Below are 16,296 nucleotides of genomic sequence, written 5' to 3' on the forward strand. Positions count from 1 at the left end.
AACATGAACATAGAACGAACAAAATTAGTACACTGCGGAGCTATTACATATGTCTACAACTATGAAAGCTCTGAAAATATTAAATCCTTTTCATTCGAGGATGAATTCTTACAGTTGCAAAGATCCCTTGCAATAAATTTCATTGATGATTATGCAGTAATAGGCTTCACCTTATCAATTAACACCAATGACGTATCTTCCCTGCAAACACGACTAGACAATTTCTTATCGAATATCGCAAAAAGAGGCTTGAAATATATCGCTGTATTAGACATTGCTAAGAAACATCCTTGCGTACATTTAATCACTAATAAGACGGCTAAGCTGACTGATGAACAATTAACCTCTATTTGGGGGAATAAAGTAATCAGAGGTTATATCTCTTACGACGAATTATTAATACGCTATGCAACAGCTGCACGAAAAAGCCAAATGCTTACACCTCAATATCTTTTCACATCGGATAAGCTGAAAAAGCCTCGTACCTTCCATAACGATGCAGCTGACGTTTTCTTTTATGAGCGTGAAATCATGGATGTAGGTACATGTGATGTATATGAAATTTCCGATTCACAACATGGAATAATTACCGTGAGTGAATATATGGGCATCCCCTATTAGCCCGCCTTTTATAAATTCGATTTAAATTAAGGAATTGTAAGTAAAACTATACCTACTCACACAGTATGACTTACAACCGCTTTTATTGAGAGAAGAACGCCTTCCATCATACATGAGCAAGTTCGCTTTTCTACATCTACCCACGTAAAATAAGGGTATACACATAAGCGAAAGCCGAAGGAATATGAAAGCAGGTGATGATGATGAATTTAAACAATTATCCTGATGTATTAAGCGTCAAGGACATCCAGGAGATTTTAAGTATCGGCACGTCAAAAGCATATGCACTCGCAAAGTCAGATGCATTTCGTACCGTTCGTGTCGGCCCCCTCATTAAAATTCCCAAGCAGTCATTTTTAAATTGGCTGAATGGTTCAAATAACTAGCTTAGCTGCTCTCAGAAAGCATTTCCTTTCACTACAGGAGCTTTGCATAATTACAAAGAAAGAACACAGCTATAGCTCCTCAAAAGCCGTAGAATGTGTTCTTTTTATTACTTATTACTAAATTATTTCGGCTAGTGTAGACCTCACCATAATGACCCAGGGGGCGACTAACGCCATAAATGCCAGTCTAGAAAGGAAGGTATACCCCCACGGAATTTTTTTAATATTTATTTCCCCTTACCCAAAAAAACATAACAAATTTCAGCCGATGTTGTACAAGAGAGTACTAATAAGCTATACCCTACTTTTACAATAAATTGCTCACATTCTTTTAAAATATGGTTTCCAAATGGATAATCACCGGTTTGCATATAAACTATTTTCTTCCTTTAAAAAATTTTTTTAGTTTCTAAAAATAAAACTCAAGAGATTTTTTATTCATACGTATGCATAAAAATAAGGAAATGATACTCATTATCTCTTTTAAAAGCGAGGAAGTTTATATCATATAAACTCAAGAGAAGTTATGCGGTACATAATGAAATGCATTACATCAACTTCAAGATTGCACATTCTGTTCAACTATAATACAATCCTAAAAACGTATACTTTTTGTATAAAAGGAGACTAACATGAACAATTCAACCCCAACAATCACCGAGAAATCTACAAAACTATCTACATCAAACAACATAGATGTAAAAGATATTTTCAATCAGGGTAACCTTCCGTCAAAAAATATCAGCAATTTGGCAAGGTACTTTAAATTAGGCTATAAAGAATGCGGTACTCTATGGGACAGTGACATCAAACTAAACACACATTCTATACTGACTATTCTTTCATTCGATTCATGCAAACATTTATTAGGAGAAAAAGATACACAAGAAAATTGGATTGCTTTTAAAACTGGTGCGATTGCGCATCTAGAAAATATTGGAAACAATATAAGCAAAGTTGAGACACGTTATACGTTTATCGAGAAATCTGACGACTATATAGCCCTTGTCGAAGTGGAGAAAACCACATTCAATAAGTTTATCCAAAAAGAATATTCAGATTTATTGGATCCCAAATTATACTTACAGCAAGATTTAGAATTGTTTTTCAAACAAATCTGTACTAACATTTCTCTCTCGTCATTTATTCCTAAAAAAGCCTTTACTAAATACCTTCAGATTTTACATTAACAAAAGGGCTGTTCCGTAAGTTTTTTGCTTACGAAGCAGCCCCTAATAAAATATACTTAATTACTATAAGTTTCTAAAAAACGATTAATTTCTTCACGGGAAACACGGCTAATACCTTCTATTGAAAATACTTTAAGTCCCATTTCACGATATTTTGCTAATGTATTTGGTGATACCCCTATATATTCTGCCGCTTCCTTCAAACTAAACCATTCTTTTGTCACAAGCTTATGTTCATTCATAACATTCACTATAGCTTGCTCCATCATTATTTTTAACATTGATAATTCATTTAACTGATCCATTCTCTAACCTCGCTAACTAATTTTATGGATCTCCTTTCAATTTAAATCTTTTCGGGGCTATTAACTCAACATTCTTAAATAATTATCACCCTATTCACTACGACTTGCGGTATCGCTTAATGTAATTAAATTAACACCAATTATAACTAATTGCAATTAAAATAAAATAAATTGCAATTAGTTATATTACTGTGTTATGATTTTTTCGAGGTGATTCATATTAATAACACAAGTGATCTAGGCATAGCGTTAAAACAGTTGCGAAAAGAAAAGGGCTTAACCATAAAGGATCTAGCAGACAAAATAGGGGTTTCTCAGCCGTTCCTATCGCAAATCGAAACTGCTAAACGTAAGGCTTCTCCAGAGCTATTAGGAAAAATAGCGGAAGCTGTGGATGTATCATACTTCGATTTGTTAAAAATCGCAGGCCACAATGACCTAATAAATCTTTATAACGCAAGACAGATTGATTTAAAAAGACAATCATCAAATGAGCTCATTAATTTAGCGACCGATATAAAGGTTCTATTAGAGCAAACAAACCTCTTAATAAAAGCTGAAAAAGTAAAACCTACTTTTAATGGACATACATTAACAGATGACGAAGCTGCAAGAGCTTTAGCAATGTTTTATATACTATTTCCATACCTTAAAGAACCGAAAAGATAATTCGCTATAAATAGTTCATTTCGATTGTCTACATTAGGCATGGAGGCATGAGATTATGGCAAAGAAGAAAACAGGGTCAATTGAGAGCTATATATTAAAAAATGGTGAAAAGCGTTATCGCTTTCAAATATATATTGGAATGGATCCATTAACAGGAAAAGAGATACGTACTACTCGTAGCAAGTTCAAAACAAAAAAAGAAGCAGAACTTGCATTAGCACGTTTGAAGCTCGAAATCGCAAATGGACAATATAAAAAAATTCAAGCAGAAACATATCAAGATGTGTATGATTTATGGGTTAAAGTATATGAGAATACAGTAGAGGAAAGTACTTTCGTTAAAACGTTGGGTATCTTTCGCAATCATATATTGCCTGCAATGGGTGCATACAAGATTGATAAAATTAATGTAGCTATTTGCCAACGTCATGTTGATGAGTGGATGGAGAAACTTGTGAATGGCGACAAAACGAAAAGTTATGCATCATTAGTTATGCGATTTGCAATTAAGCGAGACTATATCCAATCAAATCCTTTTGATTTAGTTGATCTTCCACGCCAACGTAAAAAAAGCAGCACTAAACAGGAAACTGAAAATTTCTATACCAAAGCACAATTACGCTTATTTTTACAATGCGCTGAGAAACAACCGAATTATAAAGTTTATGCATTCTTCCGCTTATTAGCTTATTCAGGTATGCGTAAAGGTGAAGCTCTTGCTCTTAATTGGGAAGATATTAACTTCAAGGATAATGAAATCAGTATTAATAAAGCTATTGGACAAGGTGTATCCCAAAGGTTATATATAAAGCCTACAAAAACTGCTACCAAGCGTGCTATTAAAATGGACGAAGCAACAATGATCATTTTAAAAGAATGGAAGAAAAAGCAGCAGCAAGCCTATTTAATGCTTGGTTATAATACATTGCAGAAAAATCAATTAGTCTTCAGCAATACTAAAAACAGCTTTATTCAGCCAACCAAAACAAACGATTGGCTTAAATCAATTATTATCAAAAACAATCTTCCTGCTATTTCAACTCATGGATTTAGACATACACACTGTTCTTTATTATTTGAAGCTGGTGCAACAATTAAGTCTGTACAAGATCGTTTAGGACATACTGATGTGAAAACTACGATGGATGTTTATACGCATGTTACCTCCACTGCAAAAGAAGATGCCATTATAAAGTTTACAAACCATTTAAAATAAAATAAAAGGGTCGTCCCAGAATAACTTTTAGGATGACCCACTTCATTATTATTTTTGAGTTACTTTTTTTTCCTCTCAAAATAACCCAGTATATACATATAGGAGAAAATAGATATTACTAAAATTAGCATACTGAAAATAAAAATCATCCACCCCATATTCAAGTGGATTCTTATAAATTGAAAGTCTGCTAATAACTCAAAGGCTCCTAAGAGAATAATTATTATACTAAAGATTCCGCTAATAAATAACGTTGGATGCTTCTTCTCAATTGAACAAGTACATTCTCTTTTTTTACAATGACAATTTCTAAGCTTCTCTCCAGTTAATTTAGCTATACTATTCAATAGTAAAAAAAGTATCGATAAGATAGCCATTAAACAAAGACTTCCCAAAATCATTATCTTCCCCAAAGGAGCATTCACATCATTAAGTATATTTGATAATATTGTTAAGCCTCCAAAAGAAGCTAATAAAATGGCCGCAAAAATACCTAATATTGATATAAAGTCTTTTTGCATTTTCCGTGATTTTTTCTTTACTTTGTTATTAAGATTTTTCAACTCTGTAATTTTTAACCCCAAACTTGAAATTTGTTCTTCAACTTCTCTAGACTGGAACTCTAACTCACTTGTCTTTTTTGAAATATATTCACCTAAAGCTTTTTGTTTTGCATCTAATTCATTAGCGACTTTAAAGAATAATTTTTTCTGATGTTCAACCAATTTTACGTGGTCTTTTATTTTTTCAATAAACTCGTTCCACAAGTCTAGTTCAGTTACCTTTTCTTTTCCTAGTTCATGCATATTTTCTAAATTAAAATTAAATACAGTTAAATCTTCATCTTCATAGTTATCGGATAAGTTAATATCTAATAAATTTTCAGTTATCTCAGAATAAACTCTTTCTTTATGGTTACATGTATGTATCCAATTATCTAGTATGGACTTAAATAAATCTGTATCTATACTTAATTTCTCTTTCTTTAACATTTCTATTGAGCTTTTAAAATCTATATTAAAAGAAGCCGAGCTTTTACCATGCTCAGCTTCATAAGAAACCTTATTCACCATTAACCGTGCTCCCTATAATTCGATTAAAATCCTCATTAGTATAAAAGAGATTTTCTTCTCTTTTTTCTATCTTAGACTTCGCCTCTTTCCAGACATCTTCCTCGTGAGTAATATCTACAAGTCGGAATGAATTAAGAACGCCATATTTATCAATTATTTCATTTAATAGTGCTTCGTCAGCATAAGTCAGTTCTTCAGATTTAATTTTGGAAGTTTTAAAGATTCCATCTTCAAATGTAAACTGAACTGTAGGCGATTCAATAGAACTAGACCCTTTAAATTTATATTCGTTATAGACATCTCGAACTACAGGGCCAAGTTTCCATTTTTCTATTTGCTGTTTAAACGGGAAGTTTTCATTTAATTTAAAATACTCTACAGCAAAGAAATATAGGAGTTTTTGCAATTTAATATGATCTAATGGCAGATTTTTTTCGTGCATATTGTTAATGATATTCGATGCAACATTTACTGCATTATACGCCATACAAAACATCTCCCTCAGTATTTATTTATTTAATTATAACACTTATAATTAATTATGTCATTAAACAGAACTAATGTTCTAGTTTTTTTAACTACGACTGATTGATATTAGATGAAATTCAATGACATAAGAAAAAGGCCAAAACCCTTTAATACCAAGGGTTTTGACCTTCATTGATTTCCATTGAAATCTTAAGTATGGAGACGGTGGGAGTCGAACCCACGTCCAGAAGCTCCAATACGCCGGCTTCTACGCGTGTAGTTTGTCTACTTGCAATTCGCGAGTTCTTATGCCGACAAACAGGCGTCCGAATCGCTAACCTGGAAATCTCTTACCGTTGACTCAGGTGGTGCCAACGATCGTATCCCACTTAAGTTGAACCCAGCGTAGTCTACATGGGCGATAGACAGGCTGAGTGCTACGCGCTATTAAGCTGCGAAAGCGAAGTTTTGTTGTTTGCCAGTTATTATATAACTTCCGTTGTTGACGAAGACGAGACCTCCGACGCGCGACCAGAGCTTGAACCACCCCTGTCGAATCCGTAACGTCCCCGAGTAGTAGTAAACCCGAGTTAAGTTTCGGCATGAGCGAGATGCTCATTAAAACGTGTACCGTATGAGTAGATACACACTGGCTAGTACAGTCAATTATATGACAGAACGGCTGAGCTTGCAAGTAATTCTGCTTCTCTCGTACACTGCCAATATTTCCTTAGCCCTGTTTATATAATTGGTTGCGGTAGTCTACAGGTGTGACACCGTGGAACCTTTTGAACAGCTGCGTAAATTCGAAGTAACCGTTCAACCCGATTATTTTTGAAATTTCCTTGAAGTCCATTTGCGTATATTCCAGTAATCCTTCTGCTTTGTGTAAGCGGACTTTCGTAATATATTCATTGACCGGCATCCCGAACTGCTGCTCGAAAATACCATTATAGTCCGGATTTTCATCGGCAATAATCTCTTCAACCAATGCCAAACAATCGGCATATACACTATACTTTTCAACTAAAATGACAATCTTATCGACCAACTCTGCGTTGCGTAATCCATTCACCTGTGGAAATCCCCCTACATATGCTAATGCCATTGACCAAAACACCTCAAATTTCGTTATCTTTACAAAACCTTTACTCCATTTTACTTTTGTACCCCCATTTTTTAGATTAAAAACCACTATTTTTGCACAAAAAAGAGATGTGTTAAAAAATAAACAAATTCGTTTAACACATCTCTTTTCGTCAATTTAATTATGCCGCTGAAAACAATGGATTTTCCGCTTACTGCTGGCGTTCCTTGAAAGCACGTTCCATGTCGCGCTTCGCTTCTTTTTTCTTCATATCATGACGTTTATCGTAATCTTTCTTACCTTTTGCAAGACCGATCAACAGCTTCGCATAGCCGTCTTTAATATACATTTTCAGTGGAACAATCGTATAGCCGTCACGCTTTACGGCACCGACCAGTTCACTGATTTGCTTTTTATGTAACAGCAGCTTGCGTTCGCGTAAAGGGTCATGATTGTAGCGGTTCCCTTGGTCGAATGGCGAAATATGCATATTTTTTACCCATGCTTCCCCACCCGCAATACTAATATACGCTTCCTTGAGCTGGACACGGGCACCTCGTACGGATTTAATCTCCGTCCCTGTCAGTACCATCCCCGCTTCAATCGTTTCTTCTATGAAGTAATCATGGCTCGCTTTTTTGTTTTGAGCTAAAACTTTCCCTGCGCCTTTTGCCATTCGTTAAACACCTCTATTTTAAAGGAGAGGAGCTATGATGCCGAATATGCATCATAGCTTCACACCTTACTATTTCTTTTTGCTTTTTTTCTTTTTCCCTTTTGCGATGCCTTCGTAAAACTTCGGCTTATCGCCTGATTTGCCTTCTTTGCGTCGCCCGCGTGGATCACGGTCAGATGAGCCTGTACGTTTCGCTTTTTCCGGGCGTGCCTTGCTTCCGCCGCGCGATTTGCGGTCACGCTTTTCACCTGTACGCTCATCATCTTTTTTGCGGCCTTCTCTGCGACCTGCATGGATCACTTTCGATGTTTGGCGACGGGACGGACGTGGGCTGTTCACCATATCGACGATTTCAAAGTCGACCGAAGATTCCTCGATCACGACGTTCGCCACACGGATTTTCACTTCATCCCCGATGCGGAACTGACGGCCGGTACGCTCCCCGATCATCATCATATGACGGTCTTCAAAACGGTAGTAATCGTCGGTCATATTCGAAATATGCACAAGACCTTCGACCGTATTTTCAAGCTCTACGAAAATACCGAAGTTCGTAATCGATGACACAATCCCTTCGAATTCTTCCCCGATTTTATCGGACATGAACTGCGCTTTTTTCAGTGCATCCGTATCACGCTCCGCTTCAACGGCGCGACGTTCACGACCAGATGTATGATCCGCAATTTCATCCATGACCGCGCTCCATTGCACAACCGTTTCCTTCGATGTATCACCGTTAATGAGATACGTACGGATTAAACGATGGACGATTAAGTCCGGGTAACGACGGATCGGTGATGTGAAGTGCGTATAAAACTCTGTCGACAAACCGAAGTGGCCTAATGACTCGGCATAATACTTCGCCTGCTGCATCGAACGCAACAGCATCGTTGAAATGACCGGCTCTTCCGGCAAGCCTTCAATCGAACGAATGACTTCCTGTAATGCTTTCGGGTGTACCGAGTTTCCAGTACCTTTAATCATAATCCCGAAATTTGTCACAAACTCAAAGAATCGTTGCAGTTTTTCCGGCTTCGGATCTTCGTGAATACGGTAGATGAACGGCAGCTCCATCCAGTGGAAATGCTCGGCAATCGTTTCGTTCGCTGCAAGCATGAACTCCTCAATCAGACGCTCAGCAACAGTACGTTCACGTAACACGATGTCAGTCGGCCAACCGTCTTCATTCACCAGTACTTTTGATTCTTTGAAATCAAAGTCAATTGCACCGCGCGCCATACGTTTGTTGCGCAGAATTTGCGCTAAATCAGCCATATCTCGGAACATCGGTACTAAGCTTTCATAGCGCTCCATTAATTCCGGGTTTTCGTCCGGATTTTCTAAAATATTATAAACGTCCGAATACGTCATACGCTCCGTTGTTTTAATAACACTTTGGAAAATTTCATGCTTCACCACTTGCCCTGCCTGGTCGATTGTCATTTCGCATGATAATGTCAGACGGTCGACTTGCGGGTTCAAGGAACAGATGCCGTTCGATAAACGGTGCGGAATCATCGGAATTACGCGGTCTGTTAAATATACAGATGTCGCGCGTTCATATGCTTCCTGATCGAGTACAGAGCCTTGTGTCACGTAATAGCTGACATCGGCAATGTGTACACCGAGCTTGTATGTGCCATTGTCATTTTTCACGACAGTAACGGCATCATCCAAGTCTTTCGCGTCAGCACCATCGATTGTCACGATCACTTCATTGCGCAGATCGCGGCGTCCGACCAAATCCTGTTCAGAAATTTCTTCCGGTACATCGATTGCCGCCTGGACAACCTCCTGCGGGAATTCTGGCGGAATATCATATTTATACAGAATCGATAAAATGTCCACACCCGGATCATTTTTATGACCTAAAATTTTCGTGATCATCCCTGTCGCAGATTTCGTCGCATCCGGCCAGTGCGTTACTTCGACAACGACTTTATGTCCGTCGACCGCACCCATTGCGTCCTCTTTTGCGATAAAGATATCCATATTCAATTTCTTATCATCTGTAACGACAAAACCAAAACCTCGGTTTGCCTGGTATGTACCGACAAATGATGTTTTGCTGCGCTCGACGATTTTCACGATTGTTCCTTCACGGCGGTCACCTGATTGTTCCTTTAATACACGTACGAGCACGGTATCTTCATTCAGTGCACCGTTAACTTCGTGTGCGGGGATGAAAATATCGTCCATGCCTTGTTCTTCCGGTGCGACGAAACCGAATCCTTTGGCATTCCCGATAAAGCGGCCGCGCAGTAAATTCATGCGTTCCGGTAAACCGTAGCGATTGGAACGGGAGCGAACGATATGTCCTTGCGCTTCCATTTTCACGAGCGTTTTCACTAACTCACGGAACTCATCCGCTTCTTCTAATTCAAGAACATCTTCAATTTCCGATACGGTCATCGGTTTATAGCCATCGTCCTTCATCATATCGAGGACGCGCTGTTGTAATTCATTTTGTTGTGTCATGTATTATTTCCCTCCTTTGAACAGAAAATAAAGTTCAAGTTTATTTAAGAAGTGCTTCGCAAGCCGTTGATTTCCGTTTCGGTTACGCTTTCCGCGGGCGTGGCCTTACACGAACGTCTCAGGCGTCACGCTTTTCCCGCTGGAAGCTTGCTTGTGACGAAAGGCTTTAGCCGTCAGTCACACTCGAACCTTCACACCAATCAACTACTAAACGTTTAAATTTAAATTACCCCTCTATAAATAAACTGAACAAAAATTTATTCACACCATTAGACTATCCAATCTAACGAATTTAAAAACGTGAGAACTTCTTCATGAAGCTGGTCTTTTTCTTTGTCGAGTGTGATGACATGGCCCGAATGCTCATACCAGCTGATTTTTTTGTCGTTCGATTCGACGGTGTCATAAATAATATTGGCTGAATCGGGGTTGATGACTTTGTCGTTGCGCGCTTGGATTACTAAAATCGGCGCATACAGTAAGTCGATCGTCTCTCGTACATCGTAAATCAATTGCTGCAGTTCAGGCAGTGATGCCATTCCTTGCTGCTTAATCGCTTCAATCTCTAATTCAATTTCCTGTTCACTTTTACCTTGTTGTTTTTTATATTGTTTTGCATATTCAAGAACGCCTTCAAACATAATGTCTGTCGTGCGCATCGTCACCGGCGAGCACATCGTCACAACGCCTTTCACCGGATGACTTGTCGCAAGCTTGAGTGAAAATACGCCACCGAGCGATAATCCTGCAACAGCGATTTCTTCATAGCCTGCCTCTTTTAATTGTGTATACCCGTTTTTTACATCTTGCCACCATTCTTCGGGATTTGAGACAATCAGTTCTTCTGGCGGAACACCATGTCCTTTATAATGTGGGGCAAGCGATGTGTAGCCGTGCTTTTCCAAAAAGCGTCCAAGCATCCGCACATCTGCCGAACTACCTGTAAATCCATGTAATAATAAAACCGCTCTCGGTCCTGCCTGAAAGAAGAACGGTGAAGACAAAGCTGTTTTCATACTCGTGGCTCCTGTCTTATTGAATAATATGAAAGATACGATTCAATCACACCATTGAATCGTGGAAAACTTTTCATTTCTTTCTTCTATTATACTTCGTTTCCTGCCACACTAAAAGAAAAAGCCCAACCTAGCATTAAATGCTTGGTTAGGCGTTTAATTTCAATCAATTTAATCACTTACGCCTCGGCGTAAGTGCGTCCTGATTCGGCTTTGTGCTTGCACAAAGAACTCCTTGCCGAATCTGTGACATCTGCCAGAGGCTATAATTTCTTTCAGTCGCTGTTTTATACAGCGGGTGAAAGAAATTTAGAATTTCGTAATCGCTAATGCTAATACGAAGAATGCAACAGAAAGAACGATTGTTGTGCGGTGTAGGACTAGATCCATTCCACGAGCTTTCTGTTTACCGAATAGTTGCTCAGCTCCACCAGAGATGGCACCTGATAAACCAGCGCTTTTACCTGATTGTAATAATACAACAACGATTAAGGCTATAGCTACGATAATAAGTAATACTGTAAATAACGTATGCATTTGCTCCACCTCCTAAGTATGGACGTCACAATACAAAATAGTATATCAAAACGAGGGCGCCATTACAATATTTCTTGGAAATGAACATCATATTTTATCCAACAATATCCACTCTTATTCAAAATCATTAAAACGGCATTCGCTTATATTACGCTTCGCCGCCAATGCAAGCGGCACCATCGTTTCAAACAGCAGATCCGCTTCTTCGAAAATCAGTTTGCGCAGTTCAATATTGAAGTACTCCTTCATCCGCGATTCGGTCATTACTTCATGAACAGCCCCGATCACCGCCTTTTTCTCCTTTGCGATCATCAATACTTGATCGGCCAAGTAAAACGCGTGGTTCGGATAGTGCGTGTTTATAATGCATGAAATATTATGCTCTTTTGATAAGCGTTTTAATGTTTCCAAAATGACAACCTGCTTTTGCACATCCAGATGCGATTCCGGTTCATCCAAAATTAAAATTTCCGGATTCGATACGAGTGTCCTCGCGATTAACGCCAGCTGCAGTTCCCCGCCGCTCACTTCGTTGCATGACTTTTTCGCCAAATGCACAATGCCGACTTCATTTAATGCCGCGTGTGCTTTTTCATAGTCTTCCTTGCGTGGCTTTGACAATGAACCGATATACGGAGCACGCCCCATTACCACTAAGTCTTCAATCGAAAAGCCGAACACCATTTTATGCGCCTGCGGAACGTAACCGATTTTCTTCCATAATTCTTTTTGCGAAACTTTTGGAAGCGGTACATCATCGATCAATGTTTCACCAACCCGCCAGTCGTTCAAGCCGGTAATGCATTTTAACAAGGTTGTTTTCCCTGCGCCGTTTGGACCGAGTATTGCCATAATCTTGCCAGGTTCCAGCGTTAAGCTAATATTCGATTCATATATGAACGGCTTCACTTCCTTCTTTTTCGCATAGCAGAAGTTGCCTTCACGTACTTCTATTTTCATGACCAGCTACCTCCTGTACGACGTAAAAGATAAGCAAAGAACGGTGCCCCGACAATCGCCGTTAAGATCGACAACGGAATTTCCGCCGCTGTTACCGAACGGGCGAGTGTATCGATAATAAGTAAATACGCGCCGCCGAGTGCAATCGACATCGGCAGTACGCGCTCATTGTTGCTGTCGACAAACATCCTTGCGATATGCGGAATAATTAAACCGACCCAGCCGACAATCCCTGCAACAGCAACGGCTGCCGCTGTACAAAGTGTCGCCCCTGCAATAACGAGCCACTTCATGCGTACAACATTAATCCCTAACGACTTCGCCTCATCATCCGGCAATGTCAGTAAGTTAATGCGCCAGCGCAGTGCAAGTAAAATGAACATCCCGACTAAAATAATCGGTCCTGCTGTCCATAAATCGCGGTACGAAGCTGTTCCCAAACTTCCCATCAGCCAATACGTAATCGCAGGCAGTTTTTCTTCCGGGTCTGCCACAAATTTCGTTAATGAGATCAATGCATTAAATAACGCACTTGTCACAACCCCTGCCAGAACAAGCATAAAGATCGGCATATTGCGACCAGACCCGCCGATCAAATACGTAAATACGATAGCTGCTAACCCAAAGACGAGCGCAAAACCTTGTGTTACATAACCATTGCCAAACAGTAAAATCCCGATAGAAGCACCAAAACCGGCACCCGCTGCGACCCCTAAAATATCCGCGCTCACTAATGGATTGGCGAACATCCCTTGGAATGCGGCACCTGAAATGGAAAGCCCCGCACCGATCAATAGTGCGAGGATAATACGCGGTAGCCGAACAGTCATGACTACGTTATATTCCATTTGTGTCCAAGATTCTTCTACCGGAAAAATATGCGAACTAAGGATTTTCACCACCGTTACAAAATCGACTTCAAACCGGCCGATGCCAAGTGAAGCAATCGCAAGAACAAGCGGCAATACCCACAGTAAAATACTTTTCCACTTTTTCATAAGAGTCCCTCGTTCTAATACTTCGCAGCGTCAGAAGATGGGTGCAGAATTTGTTCTACTTCTTCGTCCGTTACGTCATATCCGTAAAAATCTTTATAGTAACTCTTAATTTCAGCGTTCATATCATAGTCGAATAGTTCAGGCTGGTTGTTGTTTGCCAACCATTTCAGCATTAACGGTGCATCGCCACTTGGCGGGAACCAGCGATATATCCCAAGCGGAATCTTATACACCTGCTTGTTTTTCACCGCTTCCACTTCGCTCCAGTCCTGACCTGGAATCGTATTATTATATAAATCTTCCGGCTGAATTTCCGTGAAGTTCGTTATGTAGATGATTTCCGGATTCCAATTGTAGATTTGCTCCATGTTCACATCTTTGCGTCCTGTTACGTCGTTTTCCGCAACGTCATTTGCACCTGTTGCGTTCAGCCATTGATTCCCGAAGAAGTTTTTACCGCCAACTGTAATCGCCTGCTCAGATAATTGATACAACATAAGCACATTCGGTTTCTCTTCTGCTTTTAAGCTATCGATCTTTTCATAAATTTCGTTTTGTACATCTGTACCGATTTCGATAAAATTGTCCGCGCGTTCTGTTGTGCTCGCAATTTCACCCGTCAGTTTTAACCAGCTGTTGAATGTTGCAAGTGGCTCTGCTGCCGCTGCATCAATCGCTTTAATCGCTACCGTGTTGATACCTGCAGCACGTGCCTGCTCGACTGATTTTTCATCTGTTGCAATTTCAAAGAACACATCCGGGTTAATTTTCATTAATTCCTTAACGTTCATTTCACCGTTTTGTACGAATGATGTATCCGCATTCAAAATTTCCGGAGCCATTTTCGATAAGATCGAATTTTCAGCTGCATTGTATGAGTTCGGGTGCATTCCTACGATTTCTTTTGCCGAATTTGTTGCGACATACCATGTATGGAAGTACGGTAAAATCCCGCCTGATACGATCGAGTTCACTTCAGCAGGAATCGTTACTTCTGTCCCCGCCTGATCGATGACGATTTTCTCTTCTGCCGTCGTTTCAACCTCTTCTCCTGAAGCTGATGTTGTTGCCTCATTATCTGAACATGCTGCTAGTGCCATTGAAGTGAGTGCAAGCGTTGTCAAAATTACTTTACGTCCTACCATTGTTTTCTCTCCTTAATCTCTCGTTTTCACGAAATTTATTATTTTAATAAAATATTATTTGATTTCCATTCGAGATTGAGTATAATTGATAATGATTTTCATTGTCAATGATAATTCGGTTTGCAAATGAGAATTTGTATCAATTAATTAAATTTACAGGATTAAAGGAGATTTTTATGTCTGAATATAAAATTGTAAAACTGGAAGGCGGACATGCATTCAGCTTAGAGGGACGTGCCATGAATGTCTCTAACGAACCAATGGACCATGTCACATTCATCGACCAGTATGAAATTTCGACTGCTGACCTTGCTCGCTTCAACGTAATGGTCGTAACGGACTTTATCGATCAGGAGCATCTTTACGAGCACAAACAAGTGATTGAAAACTTCTTAAATGAAGGGAAAATTATTATTGCCAACACACATATTTTCCGTCCTTGGCTACCAGGTGTTGGTCTGTTCATGCCAAAGGAAATTAAGTCCCACGCAGATTATGTAATGGAGCCTGCAGCTGAAGGTACATTTTATGAAGGCGTTGACATGATGAAACTTACATACCGTAAAGGCGTTTCCGGATTTTATGCGCGCGGCTCGCATTCGGTAGTCAACAAACAATCGGAAATCGTGCTGCAGTTTACGGATGGCACACCGATCGTTTTCATCGATCGCACTGCTACTAAAGGAACTGTTGTCGCAGCATCTTGCCGTGATTTTCTGACATATGCAACTGGTGAAAACTCGACTCAGCTGATCGCACCACAGTTTTTAGTGTGGCTCGATCAAGAATTACTACGTTTGAAAGAAGGATCTGAAGCATGAGAAAAATAGCCGTATTATATAGTGGGCACGCGCCTCATTACGTGACATTCAATACACCAAAATTCAAGCAGTACTTCGAGAAAATCATCTATTTACCGCGCTTTGTCGAGGAAGATTTGGAAGGAATGGATGTACTGATCGTGCCTTCTCAATTGCACAATAAATTATTGTTGGAAGCAGCACCTGCAATCCGACGCTTTGCAGATAACGGCGGCGTTGTCGTAGCATTCGGACCTCAGCCGTGGCAATGGATTCCGGGCCAAAACTGGGAAACACGCCCGACGAACTTCTGGTGGTGGCTTGAAAAAGATGCGGACAGCGGCTTACGAATGGTCGCACCGGATTACCCGTTATTCCGTGACGGTTTTCTGGATGAAGCTGGCTGCACATGGCATCAGCATGGTGTATTTCACTTACAGGAAGGCATGCAGTCATTGATTGATATGAAGGATGGCGGTTCATTATTGTATGTCGATAAAGTAAGTTCAAAAGGTACTTGGATCGTGACAACACTTGACCCGGACTTCCACTTCGGTTCGTATTTCATGCCGGCAACGGAGAAGTTCATGGACGGCTTCTTCCCTTGGTTAGCGTTCGGGGAAATTTAATTGAAAAAAGCATGGTACCCGCAATTGATACGGGCGCCATGC

Annotated in this window: 18 protein-coding genes and 1 other RNA gene; 7 read left to right on the plus strand and 12 right to left on the minus strand. The window is 39.8% G+C overall.

Annotated features, from left to right (window positions below):
• Positions 1-3 precede the first annotated feature (3 nt).
• The 3 genes from B5473_RS07980 to B5473_RS07990 all read left to right on the plus strand — a co-directional run bounded on the left by B5473_RS07980 (position 4) and on the right by B5473_RS07990 (position 2,197).
• Complete coding sequence (locus tag B5473_RS07980; protein WP_079524389.1) at positions 4-621, plus strand: hypothetical protein; 618 nt, start codon at positions 4-6, stop codon at positions 619-621.
• Between the two features lie 203 nt (positions 622-824).
• Complete coding sequence (locus B5473_RS07985) at positions 825-1,007, plus strand: helix-turn-helix domain-containing protein (protein WP_079524390.1); 183 nt, start codon at positions 825-827, stop codon at positions 1,005-1,007.
• Between the two features lie 632 nt (positions 1,008-1,639).
• Positions 1,640-2,197 carry a hypothetical protein gene (locus B5473_RS07990; protein ID WP_079524391.1) on the plus strand — a complete coding sequence of 186 codons (558 nt, stop codon included), beginning with the start codon at positions 1,640-1,642 and terminating at the stop codon, positions 2,195-2,197.
• A gap of 56 nt (positions 2,198-2,253) precedes the next feature.
• On the opposite strand, the gene B5473_RS07995 is transcribed toward B5473_RS07990, so the two are convergent.
• Entirely contained in the window at positions 2,254-2,502 is a 249-nt protein-coding gene (locus B5473_RS07995) for a helix-turn-helix domain-containing protein (protein WP_254865275.1), read from the minus strand.
• Positions 2,503-2,712: 210 nt separating this feature from the next.
• On the opposite strand from B5473_RS07995, the gene B5473_RS08000 reads away from it, so the two are divergent.
• Together B5473_RS08000 and B5473_RS08005 are read left to right on the plus strand one after the other, a co-directional pair.
• On the plus strand, positions 2,713-3,171 hold the full coding sequence (locus B5473_RS08000; RefSeq protein WP_303047310.1) for a helix-turn-helix domain-containing protein: 459 nt from the start codon (positions 2,713-2,715) through the stop codon (positions 3,169-3,171).
• Between the two features lie 55 nt (positions 3,172-3,226).
• A complete protein-coding gene (locus tag B5473_RS08005; protein WP_079524393.1) occupies positions 3,227-4,387 on the plus strand; it encodes a site-specific integrase in 1,161 nt (386 codons plus the stop codon).
• 59 nt (positions 4,388-4,446) lie between these two features.
• Here the strand turns inward: B5473_RS08005 and B5473_RS08010 are convergent, their stop codons facing one another.
• The 11 genes from B5473_RS08010 to B5473_RS08060 all read right to left on the minus strand — a co-directional run bounded on the left by B5473_RS08010 (position 4,447) and on the right by B5473_RS08060 (position 14,825).
• On the minus strand, positions 4,447-5,460 hold the full coding sequence (locus B5473_RS08010) for a hypothetical protein (RefSeq protein WP_079524394.1): 1,014 nt from the start codon (positions 5,458-5,460) through the stop codon (positions 4,447-4,449).
• A complete protein-coding gene (locus B5473_RS08015; RefSeq protein WP_176142053.1) occupies positions 5,450-5,947 on the minus strand; it encodes a Panacea domain-containing protein in 498 nt (165 codons plus the stop codon). Before B5473_RS08015 ends, B5473_RS08010 begins: the two co-directional genes overlap by 11 nt.
• 195 nt (positions 5,948-6,142) lie before the next feature.
• Positions 6,143-6,499, minus strand: a transfer-messenger RNA (tmRNA) gene (gene ssrA / locus B5473_RS08020).
• Positions 6,500-6,658: 159 nt separating this feature from the next.
• Positions 6,659-7,036 (minus strand): helix-turn-helix domain-containing protein, encoded by a 378-nt coding sequence (locus B5473_RS08025; RefSeq protein ID WP_254865276.1) that lies wholly within the window; start codon positions 7,034-7,036, stop codon positions 6,659-6,661.
• A gap of 190 nt (positions 7,037-7,226) precedes the next feature.
• On the minus strand, positions 7,227-7,691 hold the full coding sequence (smpB, locus tag B5473_RS08030; RefSeq protein ID WP_079524396.1) for an SsrA-binding protein SmpB: 465 nt from the start codon (positions 7,689-7,691) through the stop codon (positions 7,227-7,229).
• 69 nt (positions 7,692-7,760) lie between these two features.
• On the minus strand, positions 7,761-10,169 hold the full coding sequence (gene rnr / locus B5473_RS08035) for a ribonuclease R (RefSeq protein ID WP_079524397.1): 2,409 nt from the start codon (positions 10,167-10,169) through the stop codon (positions 7,761-7,763).
• Between the two features lie 269 nt (positions 10,170-10,438).
• The gene (locus B5473_RS08040; protein WP_079524398.1) at positions 10,439-11,185 is read right to left on the minus strand and encodes an alpha/beta hydrolase; all 747 of its coding nucleotides are present in this window, start codon (positions 11,183-11,185) and stop codon (positions 10,439-10,441) included.
• 309 nt (positions 11,186-11,494) lie between these two features.
• The gene (gene secG, locus B5473_RS08045) at positions 11,495-11,722 is read right to left on the minus strand and encodes a preprotein translocase subunit SecG (protein WP_008408959.1); all 228 of its coding nucleotides are present in this window, start codon (positions 11,720-11,722) and stop codon (positions 11,495-11,497) included.
• Between the two features lie 114 nt (positions 11,723-11,836).
• Positions 11,837-12,682, minus strand: coding sequence for an ABC transporter ATP-binding protein (locus B5473_RS08050; protein WP_079524399.1), 846 nt, complete (start codon positions 12,680-12,682; stop codon positions 11,837-11,839).
• Entirely contained in the window at positions 12,679-13,680 is a 1,002-nt protein-coding gene (locus tag B5473_RS08055) for a FecCD family ABC transporter permease (protein ID WP_079524400.1), read from the minus strand. The genes B5473_RS08050 and B5473_RS08055 overlap by 4 nt, the downstream gene beginning before the upstream one ends.
• 14 nt (positions 13,681-13,694) lie before the next feature.
• A complete protein-coding gene (locus B5473_RS08060; protein ID WP_079524401.1) occupies positions 13,695-14,825 on the minus strand; it encodes an ABC transporter substrate-binding protein in 1,131 nt (376 codons plus the stop codon).
• Positions 14,826-15,001: 176 nt separating this feature from the next.
• On the opposite strand from B5473_RS08060, the gene B5473_RS08065 reads away from it, so the two are divergent.
• Positions 15,002-15,646: a phosphate starvation-inducible protein PhoH gene (locus tag B5473_RS08065; protein ID WP_079524402.1), complete on the plus strand. Its 645-nt coding sequence runs from the start codon at positions 15,002-15,004 to the stop codon at positions 15,644-15,646.
• The gene (locus B5473_RS08070) at positions 15,643-16,254 is read left to right on the plus strand and encodes a hypothetical protein (RefSeq protein ID WP_079524403.1); all 612 of its coding nucleotides are present in this window, start codon (positions 15,643-15,645) and stop codon (positions 16,252-16,254) included. Before B5473_RS08065 ends, B5473_RS08070 begins: the two co-directional genes overlap by 4 nt.
• The last annotated feature ends 42 nt before the right edge of the window (positions 16,255-16,296 follow it).

Source organism: Solibacillus isronensis (assembly GCF_900168685.1).
Classification (GTDB): Bacteria; Bacillota; Bacilli; order Bacillales_A; family Planococcaceae; genus Solibacillus; species Solibacillus isronensis_A.